This is a genomic window from Micromonospora sp. NPDC047134 (genome assembly GCF_040643455.1).
Taxonomy (GTDB): domain Bacteria; phylum Actinomycetota; class Actinomycetes; order Mycobacteriales; family Micromonosporaceae; genus Micromonospora.
In genome coordinates this window covers 1-14,981 of sequence record NZ_JBEYUI010000046.1, presented here as the reverse complement: position 1 = coordinate 14,981, position 14,981 = coordinate 1, and the positions used below count along the sequence as shown (strand labels likewise).

Annotated in this window: 13 protein-coding genes; 8 read left to right on the top strand and 5 right to left on the bottom strand. The window is 67.2% G+C overall.

Annotation, left to right across the window (positions count from 1 at the left end):
* A partial coding sequence (locus ABZ795_RS28425; protein ID WP_357532601.1) for a non-reducing end alpha-L-arabinofuranosidase family hydrolase occupies positions 1–655 on the bottom strand: 655 nt, incomplete at its 3' end.
* Positions 656–1,413: 758 nt separating this feature from the next.
* Between ABZ795_RS28425 and ABZ795_RS28420 the strand changes: the two genes are divergently transcribed.
* From ABZ795_RS28420 to ABZ795_RS28410, 3 genes are read left to right on the top strand one after another with little or no spacing between them, the layout of a single operon-like run.
* Positions 1,414–2,493 carry an ABC transporter permease gene (locus tag ABZ795_RS28420; protein ID WP_327023632.1) on the top strand — a complete coding sequence of 360 codons (1,080 nt, stop codon included), beginning with the start codon at positions 1,414–1,416 and terminating at the stop codon, positions 2,491–2,493.
* A complete protein-coding gene (locus ABZ795_RS28415) occupies positions 2,490–3,176 on the top strand; it encodes an ABC transporter ATP-binding protein (protein ID WP_327023631.1) in 687 nt (228 codons plus the stop codon). The genes ABZ795_RS28420 and ABZ795_RS28415 overlap by 4 nt, the downstream gene beginning before the upstream one ends.
* A gap of 38 nt (positions 3,177–3,214) precedes the next feature.
* A complete protein-coding gene (locus tag ABZ795_RS28410; RefSeq protein WP_357532600.1) occupies positions 3,215–3,817 on the top strand; it encodes a TetR family transcriptional regulator in 603 nt (200 codons plus the stop codon).
* 22 nt (positions 3,818–3,839) lie between these two features.
* Here the strand turns inward: ABZ795_RS28410 and ABZ795_RS28405 are convergent, their stop codons facing one another.
* A complete protein-coding gene (locus ABZ795_RS28405) occupies positions 3,840–5,024 on the bottom strand; it encodes a putative manganese transporter (RefSeq protein WP_357532599.1) in 1,185 nt (394 codons plus the stop codon).
* Positions 5,025–5,230: 206 nt separating this feature from the next.
* Here ABZ795_RS28405 and ABZ795_RS28400 point away from each other — a divergent pair, with 206 nt between their 5' ends.
* Entirely contained in the window at positions 5,231–5,872 is a 642-nt protein-coding gene (locus ABZ795_RS28400) for a response regulator transcription factor (RefSeq protein WP_357532598.1), read from the top strand.
* A gap of 285 nt (positions 5,873–6,157) precedes the next feature.
* Here ABZ795_RS28400 and ABZ795_RS28395 read toward each other — a convergent pair whose 3' ends face one another.
* Positions 6,158–6,709 carry a Pycsar system effector family protein gene (locus tag ABZ795_RS28395; protein ID WP_357532597.1) on the bottom strand — a complete coding sequence of 184 codons (552 nt, stop codon included), beginning with the start codon at positions 6,707–6,709 and terminating at the stop codon, positions 6,158–6,160.
* 502 nt (positions 6,710–7,211) lie between these two features.
* Here ABZ795_RS28395 and ABZ795_RS28390 point away from each other — a divergent pair.
* The 4 genes from ABZ795_RS28390 to ABZ795_RS28375 are packed head-to-tail and all read left to right on the top strand — an operon-like array spanning position 7,212 to position 12,883.
* The gene (locus ABZ795_RS28390) at positions 7,212–7,991 is read left to right on the top strand and encodes a hypothetical protein (RefSeq protein ID WP_357532596.1); all 780 of its coding nucleotides are present in this window, start codon (positions 7,212–7,214) and stop codon (positions 7,989–7,991) included.
* Positions 7,984–10,089 carry a hypothetical protein gene (locus tag ABZ795_RS28385; protein ID WP_357532595.1) on the top strand — a complete coding sequence of 702 codons (2,106 nt, stop codon included), beginning with the start codon at positions 7,984–7,986 and terminating at the stop codon, positions 10,087–10,089. Before ABZ795_RS28390 ends, ABZ795_RS28385 begins: the two co-directional genes overlap by 8 nt.
* A gap of 12 nt (positions 10,090–10,101) precedes the next feature.
* Positions 10,102–11,520, top strand: a complete 1,419-nt coding sequence (locus ABZ795_RS28380) for a hypothetical protein (protein ID WP_357532594.1) — start codon at positions 10,102–10,104, stop codon at positions 11,518–11,520.
* Entirely contained in the window at positions 11,504–12,883 is a 1,380-nt protein-coding gene (locus ABZ795_RS28375) for a DUF4407 domain-containing protein (RefSeq protein WP_357532593.1), read from the top strand. The genes ABZ795_RS28380 and ABZ795_RS28375 overlap by 17 nt, the downstream gene beginning before the upstream one ends.
* A gap of 44 nt (positions 12,884–12,927) precedes the next feature.
* Here the strand turns inward: ABZ795_RS28375 and ABZ795_RS28370 are convergent, their stop codons facing one another.
* Entirely contained in the window at positions 12,928–13,602 is a 675-nt protein-coding gene (locus ABZ795_RS28370; protein WP_357532592.1) for a Crp/Fnr family transcriptional regulator, read from the bottom strand.
* A 324-nt stretch (positions 13,603–13,926) separates the two neighbouring features.
* Positions 13,927–14,712 (bottom strand): fused MFS/spermidine synthase, encoded by a 786-nt coding sequence (locus ABZ795_RS28365; RefSeq protein WP_357532591.1) that lies wholly within the window; start codon positions 14,710–14,712, stop codon positions 13,927–13,929.
* Positions 14,713–14,981: the final 269 nt, after the last annotated feature.

Below are 14,981 nucleotides of genomic sequence, written 5' to 3'. Positions count from 1 at the left end.
CGTGGGTGAAGTCCTTCAACGACACCCAACCCGCCCTCGGCTGCGCCAAGGCACCCGTCGAGGACCACCGGTACGTCGACGGCAGGTTGCAGGTGCCGGTCGGCGGCGGGGTGGTGGGGGTCGGGCCGGGGTTGTTGCCTCCGTCGACGCGGACGAGCTGCCACTGCTGGTTGGCGCCGTTCCAGTCGTCGTACTGCACGATGTTGCCGCCGTCGGCGGTCGAGGCGCCCTGCACCTCCACGACCTTGTTGCTGTGCCGGCTGATCAGTCGGACGTGGCCACCGTCGGAGTCGGCCAACCGGAACTGCTGGTTGGTCCCGTTGTGGTCGGTCCACTGCACGATGCTGCCGCCGTTGGCGGTCGACCAGTTGTAGATGTCGAGCACCTTGCCGGACAGCCGCGACTTCAGCCGGTAGTAGCCACCACCCGAGTCGACGAACTGCCACTGCTGCTGGTTGCCGTTGTTGCGCGTCCACTGGGTGATTCGCGCGCCGTCGCTGGTGGCCAGGTTGTAGACGTCCAGGGCCTTGCCACTGTTGCGGTTGAGCAGCACGTACCACGCGTTCGTGTCGACCGTCGCCGCAGCGGCCGGGGTCGATACCACCGCCACGGCGGCTACACCGCCCATCAGCGCCGCCACGCCGGCTGCGGCCATGCGCAGCAGCCGCCGTCGACTCCGACCCGGGGGTGGCGCGAGCAATGACGATCTACCCAAGGTAGACATGTTCCTCCTTCAAGATGACCAGGACCCGAACGGCCCACCCGGCAGGGGTGCACCGCGATGCACACGGTCCATCGACAAACCGACTGGTGTTAGCGCTAACACCGGCGTCCGCATGCCCTGGCGCACGCCGCAACCAAGATCGGACGCAACAGACTTGCCCGGCCAGCCTCGGCGTCGTCACCCTTGAACATCGAATGTGGGCGATAACATGCCGTTCGTCAAGTCGTAACTTGCCAGTTTCATCGATTCACCTGGCACCCACCCCGGCCGCCCAGCCGCTGCTGATCGTCACCGCATCGGTGACAGTGGCCCCGCCCATCCAACCGAGGGAAGAACCAGTCCGTTCAGACGGATGAGGACGCTAACATCGGCGACCGCGAGAACGAGGGCCCAAGGAGCACTTGGTCCGCCGGCGCTACCCGCCCAGCCCCGGCGCGTACCCGCCCTCGCTGGTTGACGGAGCCCAAAGTGCCTCCACTCGCGCCAGCCTTGACCCGGAAGCAGCAGACAGGAGCACCGGGGGCAAGCCCCAATTTCGGTGAATTGCTGCACAAGGTGGGTCTGACCCACAGTTCCCGACAGGGGTGTCGGTATCTTTGCCGACATGCTGTCGGCTACCTATCGGATTCGGTGAGCCCATGTTCCTCGCCATACGCGAACTTACCTTCGCCCGTGGACGATTTGCCCTGATGGGCGTCGTCGTCGCCCTGATCGCGATCCTCACCGTGCTGTTGAGCGGACTCTCCGTCGGGCTGGTCAACGACGGAGTCTCCGGCCTGAAACGCCTCCCGGTCACCTCGCTGGCCTTCCAGCACGAGGTCGCCAAGGACTCGGCCTTCTCCCGCAGCGTCGTGGAGACCAGCGCCGTGGACACCTGGGCGGCCCAGGAGGGTGTGGCCGAGGCGGCACCGCTGGGCAACACCCTGGCCAACGGCCGGACCAACCAGGGGATCGAGGTCGACCTGGCCCTCTTCGGGGTCGAGGTCGGTTCCTTCCTGGACCCGGCAGTGGCCGAGGGCCAGCGCCTGGCCGGTGAAGGCGAAGTGGTGATCAGCGCCACCGCCGCCGAACTGGGCATCTCGGTCGGCGACACCATCACCCTGGAGCCCGCCAGCACCCCCCTGAAGGTGGTGGGCATCCTGGCCGACCAGCACACCTTCGGTCACGTCGACATCGGCTACCTTCCGCTGCGGTCCTGGCAGGAGGTGAAGGCCGGCGTCCGGGCAGGCGACGCCACCCCGGATCGCATCTACAACGAGATCACCGCGGTCGCGGTCCGCGCCGATGACGGCGCCGACGTCGACCTGGCGGCCGGGGACAAGGCCGCCGGCACCACCTCGATGACCCTGGAGCAGTCCTTCGGAGCCTCGCCGGGCTACACCGCCGAGACCTCGACCCTCCAGCTGATCCAGGTCTTCCTCTACGCCATCTCGGCCCTCGTGGTGGGCGCGTTCTTCACGGTGCTCACCGTGCAACGCAAGCAGGAGATCGCCGTGATCCGGGCCCTCGGTGCCAGCACCCGCTACCTCCTGCGGGACAGCCTGATGCAGTCGGTGGTGCTCCTGGTCCTCTCCGCCGGGGTAGGCGTCGGCATCGGCGTGGCAGCCGGAGCCGCCATCTCGGCCACCCCCATGCCGTTCGCGCTGGAGGCCGCTCCCATCGCCGTGGCCACCGTGCTGCTGCTCGTCCTGGGCGTCGTCGGTGCCACCGTGGCCGTCCTGCGCATCACTCGCGTCGACCCGCTCACCGCGCTCGGAGGCAACCGATGACCGCCGTCCTGTCCCTGTCCGACGTCACCCTGGTCCACGGCGACGGCGAAGACACCGTCACCGCCCTCGACAAGGTCAACCTGGATGTCGCCGCAGGCGAGATGGTCGCCATCGTCGGCCCCTCCGGCGCGGGCAAGTCCAGCCTGCTGGCGGTCTGCGGAGCCCTGATCAGCCCCACCTCGGGCACGATCCGGCTCAACGACCTGGACCTCAGCGCGCAGTCCCCGCGCCGGCTCACCGCGATCCGTCGCGAGCGGATCGGCTTCGTGTTCCAGAGCGGCAACCTGATCCCCTCCCTGACCAGCCTCGACCAGGTACGGCTGCCGCTGACCTTCGGCAAGGTGGCCAACCCCCGCGATCCGCGGGAACTGCTGGCCGAGGTCGGCATGTCCCACAAGGCGGACCGGCGACCCCACCAGCTCTCCGGCGGCGAGCGGCAGCGGGTGGGCATCGCCCGGGCCCTCGTCACCCGCCCGCAGGTGCTCCTGGTGGACGAGCCGACCGCGGCGCTGGACCGTCAGCGCAGCCAGGACGTCGTCGCCCTGCTGGCCCGGGAGGCGCACGAGCACGGGGTGGCCACCGTCATGGTCACCCACGACCACGAGGTGCTGCACCACTGCGACCGGGTGCTTGAGATGATCGACGGCAGGCTGCAGCCCGCCGAGCACACCGCTGCGGTCTGACCCTCACCACCCGATCAACTGCCGACGAGGAGGAGCGCGTGCCGCGGATCCAGGCGGCCAGCGTCGCCGAGCACCACGCCCGGCAACGGCGGGCCCTGCTGGACGCTGCACGCGCCCTGCTCGCGGAGACCGGGCAGGCGCCCTCCATGGCGGCGGTGGGACGGCACGCCGGGCTGGCCCGTACCAGCGTCTACCAGTACTTCGCCTCTGCGGAGGAGCTTCTCGCCGCCGTCGTGGCCGACGTGTTCCCGGCCTGGGCCGGTCAGGTCCTGGCCCGGGTGTCGGCGGAGCCGACCGCGGCCACCCGGGTGTGGGCATACGTGGAGGCGAATGTCGAACTGTTCGCCGGCCCCGAGCAGGCGGTGGCCCGGGCACTGACCCGGGTGGTGGAGCCGCGTCTGTTGCAGGGCCCGATCGAGCAGTTCCACGCCCAACTCCAGGGGCCCCTGCGGCAGGCACTCACCGACCTGGGTGAGCCGGAGCCGGACATCATGGCCAAGCTCATCGACTCGCTCATCGTGCGGGCCTGCCAGGAGGTCGGCTCCACCCCCTGGACCGAGGCGGTGGGGATCGCCACCGACACCCTGGCCCGGCTACGTCGACTGCTCGGCCCGTACCTGGGGCTGAGCCCACAGGTATGACCTGCGGGCTCAGCCACCGAGGTCAGAGCAGGAGCAGCAGGGCCGACCCGACCGCCACCGCCGGGATGGTGGTGATGACGGTGGCCATCAGCGCGGAGTGCCGCCGCAGGGCGGCGAGCGGGATCAGGGCGTCGCCGTCCTGGCTGATCGCGTTGGCCACCAGGGTCGGCAGCGGCAGTCCGCCGCTGACGTACAGGCCGGTGAAGACGATCTGCACCGCGCAACCCGGGATCAGGCCGATGCCGGCACCTACCAGCACCCCCAGCAGCCCGCCCAGGGCGATCTGCGAACCGTCGAACCCGGTGGTGCTGATGACCACCTGCCAGGCCAGGTAGGCCACCGCCACCCAGACGGTGATGAAGGACGCCTCGTGGGCACTGTGCCGCAGGGTGGCGCCGATCGACCGGGGATGAGCGGTCTCCAGGCTGTCGTCCGCCAGCCGCCCCCGACCGGCGGCGAAGATCAGGGTCGCCAGCATGGTGCCGAGCACACCCAGGGCCAGGTACGGGTCGACCCCGCCCAGGGCCCGGGTCAGCAACGCCGGATCGACCAGCTGGAACAGCACCGGCACGGACACCACGAAGGCCGGCGCGGTCAGCCCCCAGAAGGCCGTGGAGGCCGGTACCTGCGGCAGCAGGCCGCCGAACATCCGGCGCGAACCGGCCAGGTCGGGTACGGCTGCGGCGGCCAGGACACCCCCCGACCCGGTGGAGGACCCCACCGGCGCGAGGGCCGGAGCCGACCCCGCCGGGGTGGGCACCACGGCAGTACCGACCGGGGTGGGCACCGCGTCAGGCCTGCGACGTATCCCTCGCGCCGGGTCGATGCCGAGGGCGTCCACCACGTACCCGGTGACCAGGCCGACCGCGAACAACAGCGCGTGAATCTTGAGGGCGAACATCGGATTCCAGGCCATCACCACCCACGAGGAATCCCCCATGGTCGCGACCAGGGCAGCGATCACCGTACCGAAGGAGACCTTGCCCCGGGCGTACAGCGGCATCAGGATGATCGCGCCGCCGCAGCCCGGACTCACCCCCAGCAGCGCCCCGACCAGGGGTCCCAGCCGGCGATGCCGGGTCAACCCGTCGGTGACCCGGTCCCCGTACCGCCAGCGCAGCCAGCCGAAGAGCGCCACCATCACGGCGACGTAGACACCCACCTGCATGAACGCGTCAGCGAGCGGACGCAGGACGATTTCGGTCACGGGACACCTCCAGGCGACGGACGGCCCGCAGGCGATGCTCTGCTTCAGGCCCCAGCAGGTACGCCAGGGCACTTCCCCGGAGGCTGACCCTTATGGGCCATTCAACGACCCCCACGGGTCACCCGGTGCCATCGAGATCCGTCGGTACGGCCCCTCACCTTCGGTGCGAATGCGCATGATGGTCTGGTAACCGGGAAGGAGCGAACATGTCACACTGTTCCCCCATCCGGGTAGCGGTCATCGACGGCCAGCCGATCTTCGCGCGCGGCCTGGAACTGCTACTTCCCGCCGCCACCGATGGACGGGCACAGGTGGTGGGTTCCACCGCGGACGCCGCGGCGGCGGCCTCGCTGGTCCGCCGGTGCGTACCCGACCTGGCCCTGGTCGACCTGCACCTGTCGGCCCCGGGAGGGATCCGGGCCATCGCGGCGATCCGGCGAACCACCCCCCAGGTACGGGTGGTGGCGATGTCGGACGCCGACGACGTCAGTTCCCCGCTCCAGGCGCTGGAGGCCGGCGCGGAGGCGTACCTGCCCAAGAGCGCCGAGCCGGAGACCCTGCTGCCTCCCTTGCTGGCCGTCCTCCAGGGGTGGGCGGTGCTGCCCACCCACCTGCTGAGCGCGTTGCTCCGACCCGCCCGCTTCCCGCCGGTCGGCCTCGACGAGGCGGAACGCGCCCTGCTCCGGTCCATCGCCGCCGGTTGCAGCACCCTGGAGATCGCCGACCAGATGCACGTCTCCGACCGCACCGTGAAACGGATGTCCGCCGCACTGCTGCGCAAGTTGCGGGTCTCCAACCGGGCCCAGGCCGCAGCGCTCGCGGGCCACGCGGGACTGCTCGACAACTGACCGGGTGAGCACCAGTGGCGGAAGGTCGGTCACGTCGACCTGCACGTCGAGTACGTCCGCCGGATGGCCGCGATCCGGGATTCTCAACTTCGACGTACGACTGCTCGACCCCGTGAGCAGGGAGCGCCCGGTGGGCCGGGCAGGGTCGACAACCAGTTCGAGGCGGTCCTCGGCTGCCTTGATGGCCGGCCTCCCCGCAGCAGCCACACTGTCAACAACGCGCAAGGCAGATGGACCTCAGCGAAGCAACCCTCACGCAGGGTGCTCGCTTTGTAGCGGGACCTGTCACGACATTATGGCGCACATGATCACGACGTAACCGCAGACCGCCGACAGCAACGCCAACTGCAGTAGCCGGTGTTTGATCCAGGTTCGTCGTGCCATCGCGATCAACTGCTGCGACAGCTGCCTGAACTGATCATCAACAGTCAAACCGGCAAGCTGCTGCGCCAGTTCGCCTGGCTGACGGGAGCGCAGATCGCCGAAGTAGATCGTCCCGGAATGACGGATGGGATCCCGGCCTCCGAGAACGGGAAAGACCACCATGATCGCCATCAGGCCGCCAAGCCCACACAGCACCAAGGCGAGAGTCACGACGTCGGCGCGCCAACCACCCAAGGACCTAAAGGGATCCCCCTGCTGACTGCGGGCCGCCACGGCAGCGCTCAGCACCACTCCGTTCACCGCCAGGAAGATGGACGCTTTGGTGTCGACCTTGGCAGCCCAACCTTCTTGGGCCGCATGTGCCCGCCACGCACCTTCCAAGTTGATCTTTTCCTGGTCCGAGACGGCGAGATCTTTCCCCCCGGATGCCCCGATCGCCTTCCGCGGAGGCATAGAGCGCAGCCAAGCGAATTGCCGTCGACTCATACCTGAAGAGTTATCACCCGCCGGCCACCTGATCAACGGAACTCTTTCGTCTGATTGTCTACAGACGCGTTAGCCGACCCGTCTCCACGCGAGCAACCCAGGTCACGGAAGGTGCGCCGCGCGGGCGTGATCGACAAGAACAGCCGCGAGCGCCTGGTCGGTGACCTGCTCGGACCAGCCGAGACCGACTTTTGACCGCAGTCACCCCAGGACACTTCTACGGCACCGCTGAGCCGATCAGCCCAGGCCTAGGGCATACCTTCGCCCTGCCCTGCCATACGGATCGGGTCGGTCGCGCTTGAACATCCAGCCCACCGAATTGGACGTATAGGCAATTGCTGAGGGTCACACGGCAGGGTTGATTGTGCGGGTGTCCCGAGGCCACCACGACCGTCGGGCGAATCGCAGGCCCTCTGTCGACCATTCCGCTTTTTGCGGTGATCACGATAGTGATCTTGTAGTTGGCTTGATGTGGACTGGCGAAGCCGAACAGGAGATCGATATGACTAGACGTGCCGCCGGACGTCGCCCGATTTTATCCGTCGATGCGCGCGGTTACAGCCGTGGAGACAGTCGGCGCCAGTCCGAATACCAGCAGGGCCTTGTCGACCTGATGACCATCAGCGCAGAGGCTGCCGGCCTGCGGCGTAACGACTGGGACCGCCAAAAGGCAGGCGACGGCGAGTTGGCGATTCTGCCGCCTGATGAGCCAGAGAACGCACTCATTGACGACTTCTGTCGCATTTTGTCCGAAAATGTCGCCGACTACAACGAGGACCGCATCGAGGATGCCCGCCTGCGGCTGCGGCTCGCTGTCCACAACGGAGTGGTCCAGCCAGCCGCGAACGGCTACGCGGGTGCCGGCGTCGTCGTGGTGAGCCGTCTGGTCAACGCGGATCCGGCGCGCGCCGTGCAAGACGCGCTGCCCCGGGCCGGCCTGGTGGTAATCGTCTCGAACCGCGTCTTCGTCGACACCGTCGCGCAGGGTCACACGGTGACCCGCCCATCCCGCTTCCGCAAGTTCACCGTTCAGGTCAAGGAATACCGCGACGATGCCTGGCTGTACGTACCCGGTTTCGATCTGCGCGACCTGATCCTGCCCGAAGTCCCTCCCCACGACGAAGGGCCGGTGCGGACGCCGCCCCAGGCGGGCCGTTCCACGAATGTGCCGTCATCGAGTGTGGTCAACACCTTCCAGGGCGAGGTGACGGCCGGGGTGATCGGGGTGCAGGAAAACCACTATGGCTGAGCCGGAGGAGATGAGCGACAACGAGGCAGGCCGCGAGGCTGCCCAAACGGCCGACGACCAACCGGCAGGCAGGAATCCTCCGGACGACGCAGACCGTACGTCGGAGAGCCCGGATCGAAGCACCAAGAAGATCGCCGAAACAGTCAACTACTTCCATGGCACAGTCATGGCCGGCACGATCGGAATTGGGGACGGAGACGGCGGCAGAGCGATCGCGCCGCGCGTACTCACCGGCCAGCTCGACGACGCCGAAATTCAGGCCGAAACCGCGTTCTACTGCCGACCGGCGACCTTCGATCAGGCACTCGGCCGGCTCATCAGCGATCACGTCGTACTTATCTGTGGGCCCACCGGCGCGGGAAAGCGGACCGGTGGGATCAATCTGCTGCGCGAGGTCACCACCGAGCGGCTGGAGGTCATCTCCGCCGTCAGCGACCTGAAGGAGCTGTCCAGGACGGACTATCGCACAGGTCAGGGCTATCTGATCATCAACCGCTCCGACGACAATCGCGCCAACGACGTCGACTTCGCCTGGCGACGGGTGTGCGACCGGGTACGCGCGGCCGGCGCCTACCTCGTCATCACCACCGTCGCCGCAATCGATCCGAACGTGGAGCGGGTCGGGCAGATCGCGTGGCACCGGCCGGATATGGCGGCTCTGACCCGGACTTATCTCGCCGATCAGGATGTCGCGGAGGAGATGGTCGAACTCATCGGTGAGCAGTTACCCCCGGAGTGTTCGATGGCCGACGTCACTGCGGTTCTGCGCACGATTCGCAGCGGCGAATCACCGGAGACAGCCCTCGACAAGCTCTCCGAGCAGTCGGCCCAACGCGTCCGCGACTGGTTCGACGAGCATGGCAGGGATGCGCAGGCGATCGTGGACGTGGCGACACTGGCGTTCGCCGGTGACGTCATCTACCGCGAATTCGAGTCGCTGCGCGCAGGGCTCAACGAAGCCCTGCGCCGGTCTGAGGCGATCAAGCCCTCAGGCGCGGGTAGCGGCGGGTCGAAGGAGGCCGAGCCGGACGGGCATGTGCTGACCGAGCGCCGTCGCCTGATCTGCGACGACAGCTTGATCATCGAGCGACTGGTGCCCGGGCCGAACACCAGCCGTCGCGTCCTGGCCTTCCGCAGCAGCGGCCACCGCCGCCACGTGCTGGCCGAGTTGTGTCGACGCTGCGCGACGCCGTTCTGGAACGCGGTGGCGGAATGGCTGGCCGGATTGATCGCGCACGGTGCCGACGTGGAGATCGCCTTCGGGCTGGCCGATCTGGCCGCCTGCGACTTTGACGAGGTGCAGCAGACGTACCTTGAGCCCTGGTCCCGCAGCGAGATCGGTCCGGCCGGGCAGGTCACGGCGGTCTTCGTTCTGTGGGCCATGTGCTTCCGGGAGGACACCCAGCCGGTCGCGCTGAGGATCACCAAACACTGGGCGAACCACGGCAACCCGGAGCAACGGTGGTCGGCAGCCATGGCCTATAGCGGGCTGCTCGGGGCGTGTGACCCGGCGCAGGCCATCCGACAGCTCTGGCAACTGACCATCAGTGCCACGAAAGGGTTCGACCAGGCATGCCGGGCGATGGCCGTGCTGTTCGACACGCTCCTGGCGACCGGTAGTTCGGGCAAGGTGCTCTCGACGCTCGATCAGCAGCTGCGCCGGACGCCGACCCGACCAGCCGACAGGGACGCGGTGCTCCGGGCCCGGCACGTGCTCACTGAAGTGCTGATAATGCGCGAAAACCAGTCCCGCGTGCCCGCCACCTTCCTCTACCTGAAGAAGTACCCCCACCGCCTGGAGTTGGTGGCATCGCTGTGGGCGGCGGGCAGCTGTTACCGACCATGTCGGCCCCTGATTCTCGACGCGCTGTGGCACGGCCTCAATCGACTGCGGCACATCACCGATAAGCCGATCGAGTTCGCTTCGCGGCTGGGAGAGGCGCTGGTCAAGGCACTTCCCGCAGATGAGGTTGCCCCCTTCTACCAGCATCTCCGGGCCGTCGATGCGGCCACCCGAACCCGCGCAAAGGGCCAGCGCTCGCCCGCCCTCGTCCTGCTGGATGTCATCGAACGGCACTACCGCCGAAAGGCGAGTTGAAAGAGGTTGCTCATGCCCGGCTACCCCGTAGTCCGTACGGAATTTCTGCAAGACACTCCGAGCCGGGGCTTCCTCGGTCTCGGCAAGAAACGACGGAACGCCGAAGAATTGCCGAAGGCCAGTGCTCACGAGGTCTGGGTGTACCGTGTCGACGGTCGCTACGTCGTCAACCGCGGTGAGCTGGCTCGCGACGATGACAACGTCGTCCGGGCGGACTGCGTCTCCCTGGTCAACGTCAGTCGCGGCATGCCGGTCACGGTCGAGATGACCATCCAGTCGGCAGAGGCGAGCGACTTCACCATGCGGGTGACCTTTGCCTGCACGGTGACCGATCCGGCGATGGTGGTCCGAGAGAACGTCCAGGCATCCGAAGCGATTCGGGCGTACCTCCAGCAGGACAACAAATTGTCCCATCTCGCGCTCAACCTTCGCATGGCCGACGTCAACCGGCTGCGCCGTGAGGCAACCGGGCGCATCCGCGCATACACCGAGGTAAAGCCGCCCGAAGTGCACGGCTTGGATCTGCGGTTCCTCGGCGTGGAAGTACTCACCCCGCCGGATCTCGAGCAGTTCGAGCAGCGCCGCCGCGAGGCCGAGGCTGAGGCGGCACTCAAGAAGCAGCGAATCGGCTTCAGCCGGGACGACGAGATCGACGCCGAACGGCATGCGCAGAACTTGGCCGGTCATCGACGCGGCGGCAGGTACGCCGCGGAGCAAGCGGATCAGGAACACGACCAGGAGCGAGCACTCAAGGAGCAGCGGCACAACCAGCAACTTCAGGCCGAGCAGCTTGAGTTCGCCCGCAGCGAGGTCCAGTACGCGTTCGACATGTTCGGCGGCGACCCCATGAAGGCACTGATCTTCGCGCAGGCCAGGGGTGAGATCGATGCAAAGGATCTGGCCGAACGCATGGTGGCCGACGAGCGTGACCGCATCGAGTACACCCGCCGGCAGGGCGAACTGGACCGTGATGACGATCGTCTACAGATCACCTGGGCTCACGAGGAGAAAACCAAAGCGCTGGACGCCGCCCGGGAGAGGCAGCGGGAGGAATCGAGTCACGATCGACTGATGGAACTCGAGGAGAAGCGCGCCGCGCGCGAGGATGCGCGAGAGATTCGTCGGGAGAACCGCGAGGACCGGCACAAGCAGTTGGACATGCAGCTCGACGTGCTACGAGAGCTCGCCAAGCGCGGACACCTAGACATGATCAATGTTCAGGTCGACAAGCTCGTCGCGGACATCTACGGCGGTGGGGCGCTGGCAGTCACCCGGTCGGACAGCAACGCGCTGCCCAAGGCTGAGGATCCGGTCTCGGTTCCAGCGGAAGAGTCGGCGCCGGCCGAGGAGCGCAAGGCCGACGGTGAGAGTTTCGAACCGGTCGATGTCGACATCGAATCCGAGGGGGATGACGATGAGCCTGGGCGCTGACGTCACCGCCGAGTTGCCGAAGCCCCGTGCAGCGGAGCCCTCTGGCGGCACGGATTGGTCCGCTCCCGAACCCGCTGGCCGAAGATCGCCCCGTTTTCGGGACACGCTGTACGTTCGCCCAGTCACCACCCGCCCCACAACTGTCTCGGCGCTGACACGGCGTCTCATCGGCGTCCGCGAGGATGTCTTGGCCTGGGTGCCGGAGGAGCGCCCCCGCTACACGCGGCTCGGACTGATCGTCCTGAACACTGGCATGATCGCCGCGATCTCCCTGTTCACGGCGCTGACGCGGGTCCTTGACGTCCCGTGGATGGTGATCATTCCAATCGTGGTGTTCTGGGCCGTCGTCGTCATCACGATCGACAGTTGGATGATTGCCAGCACACACGGTCTACTCGGCTCCGGCCGGTGGCTCATGTTCTTACCGCGGCTGGCGATGGCGATCCTCCTGGGCGCTGTCATCGCCGAGCCGCTGGTGCTCTGGATCTTCCACCCCGCGATCGAGACCAACATTGATCAGCACCGCAGAGAATCGATCAAGCATGAAGCCGGGCTCTGGACGAAGTGCAACCCGACGGACGGCAGCAGCACGACCGGCCTGGCCGAATGCCGAAACCACCAGCTCGGCAACTCTGGTCCGGCGGCCGTTCAAGCCACCCTGGTCGGGCTTGAGGAGCAGCGTGCAAAGCTCAACAACGATTACACGGAGGCGGTCCGGCAGCGCGACGAAAAGCAGAGCTTCGCGGCCAAGGAGTGCGCCGGCGTCAAGCTCGACGGCACCAGTGGCCAGGAGGGCTGGGGTCCCCGCTGCCGGCAGGCGTGGAGGGTCGCGGCAGAGTATGAACGCCAGATCAACCTGCCCGGCATGAAAGAGAACATCGACGCCATCGATCTCCGGATCAAGGATCTGACCGACACCCTGGGCACCGACCGGCGGACCTACCAACAGGTCATCGAGAAGGGCATCGCTGACCAGGTGGCGGCGTACGAGGCGACCTTCGGCAGAGTCGACATCATCGAGCAGGCGAAGGGCCTCGATCGACTGTCGAAGGACAGCCACTTTGTCTGGGCAGCGCAGTGGCTGGTCCGCGGACTGCTGATCATGGTGGACTCGCTCCCGGTACTTGCGAAGATTCTTGGTGGTTCAACTAGCTACGACAAGTTGGTGAACCGCCAGTTGCGTACCGGGCAGAGCTTTCACGGATTGAGCCTCGACTACGCCGAGCGGTCCGTGCAGGCATCGACGCAGGTCGGGATCGACGAAATCGACGACCGCAGCAGACGGAACCGCGAGCAGCACGACGAGGACCTCGACTCGGAAATTGACCGTCGGGCCCAGAGGTATGCCGCCGAAGCGTTCTGAGATCGGGCCGCCTCCGATGCCGCTCAAGTGAGCGGCATCGGAGGCTATCCCTGGTGATCCGAGCGGGCTCGTAGGGCGGCAAGTCCGTCCGGGTCCAGAATGGTGATCCTTCGGTACCCGTTCTCGATCAGCTCTTGCTCGCGCAAGCTACGCAACTGCCGCTGAATCGTGTCGACCGACGACGTGCCCACCAGCGCAGCGAGTTCAGCCTGGCTGAACCAGTTCGGCAGCACTGCTGACCCGTCCTGTTGCGCCTCGCCGCAGATGGCAATGAGATCGAGCAGAACGCCGATCAGCCGATCGATCACCGGCCGGGTGGCCATCTCCACGCGACGTCGGTTCGCCATGGTCAACTGTTCGACCATCAGAGCGTTGAGTAGTTCTGTCACCTGTGGACGATCACGGAGGAATGCTCGCAGTGTCTGTGGCAGGATGAACCGCGCTGTGACCGGTGTGCATGCGGTGACCGTCGCAGAGCGAAGTTGACCACTCATGGCGGCGAGGTCACCCACCGGGTCGCCGGCAGCTCGGATCGTCAGAAGCACAGACTCCTTGTCGTTGTCGGCGCTGACCTTGACGAAGCCGTTCAGCAGCAGCAACATCTCACGCGTTGCCGCACCTTGCTTGAGCAGAACGTCACCAGCGCGATATGTGCGCTCCACTCCCAGTGTGATGAGCTCGGCGCGGGTCTGCGCCGGAAGCCGGGCCAAGAGCGTCATCGGCCTCCAGAGATGAGAAACCATCCCGCACCTCCGAACCCACAATCAGCCGAATCGCAGAATCCTGGCAACCCCGCGCACCTGCCCCGTTGCCATTGGAATAACGGGACGCGCCGCCCGCCGCCAGATTGACATTCTAGGTGGATCTAGCACCGGTTGACCCATCGATGTTGTGCCTGCCGAGGCCAGGGCCATCGCATAGTGATCCGGGCGGAGGAGTGGGCCGCGCCCGTCGTTCAGACGGCCAACCACGGGATGAAGTCGTGCGAAGCGACTCCTGAGCGCCCGACATCGACCAGTCGGCGGAGGCGATGAAGCCGGGACTCACCGCTCGGCGTCGTCGGTCCGTGGCCGGGCACCGGCGATGAACGTGTCCAGCGCCGACCCGTGCAGCACGCCGCCCGGCACCGGATCACGCAGCGCCCGCACCACAAGGCGCGCCACCGGCAGTCGGTGCGGGCGCGCCGCCGCGGCGAGCACCACGTTGCCGTACCGCCGGCCGCGCAGCATCCGCCGATCGGCGACGACACACACGTCGGCGAAGATCGCCCGCAGGGTGGCCGCCTGCACCCGAGTGAAGACCAGGGGCGGCAGGTCGGTCACGTTGACCAGGTAGATGCCGTCCGGTCGCAGCACCCGGGCCACCTCGGCCGCGAACGCCACGGTCGTGACGTGCGGCGGCATCCGGGCCGCCCGGTAGATGTCGGCGATCACCAGGTCGTACGCCCCGGCGGGAGCCGTCGCGACCGCCTCCCGGGCGTCTGCGACCCGAACCTCGACCCCTGTCGGTCGGGGTGGCAGGTCGCGCGCCACCAGTTCGACCACCGCCGGATCCCGCTCGACGACCACCTGCGCCGAGCCGGGTCGGGTAGCGGCGACGTAGCGCGGCAGCGTCAGTGCGCCCCCGCCGAGATGCAGCACATCCAGCGGATCACCGGCCCGTGCGGCAAGATCGGTCACGGCGGCCATCCGGCGCACGTACTCGAAGTGCAGGTACGTGGGATCGACAAGATCCACGTACGACTGCTCGACACCGCCGGCCAGGAGTGTACGTCCGCTGGGCCGGGCCGGGTCGGCGACCAGTTCGAGCTGGTCGTCGGAGGCCCTCATGGCCAGGCAGGCTAGCCCATCCGCCGGGGCCGCACCTGCGCATCCCTGGCTAACCGATCCTCGTCCACAGCGGAAGAAGCGGGAGGTCCGGGCTGCTTTCCGCAGCCCGGACCCCTCGTGTTTTGACCGTTGTGTGGGCAGGGTGGTCTGGCGGTGTGGTGTGGGTGTGTTGGCGGTGGTGTGGTGAGGGTTGTTACTTGCCCTTGTGGATGGCGTTTTTGCGGATGATCGGGTATCGGGTGCGGCGTTTGCGGCGTTTGCCTGCGGGG